The organism is Bacillus zhangzhouensis, from assembly GCF_000715205.1.
Taxonomy (GTDB): Bacteria; Bacillota; Bacilli; order Bacillales; family Bacillaceae; genus Bacillus; species Bacillus zhangzhouensis.
This window is the reverse complement of record NZ_JOTP01000083.1, coordinates 1-585: the sequence shown is the minus strand read 5'-3', so window position 1 is coordinate 585 and position 585 is coordinate 1. Positions and strand designations below refer to the sequence as shown.

1 rRNA gene is annotated in these 585 nt (G+C 49.7%); it reads right to left on the bottom strand.

Going from position 1 to position 585, the window contains the following annotated elements:
* Positions 1-585 (bottom strand): 23S ribosomal RNA (locus tag BA70_RS20445); the annotation flags it as partial.

The window sequence follows — 585 nt, the reverse complement described above, 5'->3', positions numbered from 1 at the left end:
GATAACGTCTCACCTCTATGTAATCGTTTCTTTGCATTGTGTAAGCAGGAACTTCTCTACTAAATTTCGCTCGCCATCACAGCTCAGCCTTTATGGGAAACGGATTTGCCTATTTCCCAGCCTAACTGCTTGGACGCGGATATCCAATACCGCGCTTACCCTATCCTCCTGCGTCCCCCCATTGCTCAAATGGTGAGGAGGTGGTACAGGAATATCAACCTGTTGTCCATCGCCTACGCCTTTCGGCCTCGGCTTAGGTCCCGACTAACCCTGAGCGGACGAGCCTTCCTCAGGAAACCTTAGGCATTCGGTGGACGGGATTCTCACCCGTCTTTCGCTACTCATACCGGCATTCTCACTTCTAAGCGCTCCACCAGTCCTTCCGGTCTGGCTTCACAGCCCTTAGAACGCTCTCCTACCACTGTTCGTCAGAACAGTCCGCAGCTTCGGTGATACGTTTAGCCCCGGTACATTTTCGGCGCAGAGTCACTCGACCAGTGAGCTATTACGCACTCTTTAAATGGTGGCTGCTTCTAAGCAAAAATCCTGGTTGTATAAGAAAATACACATATTTTTAAATTTTTC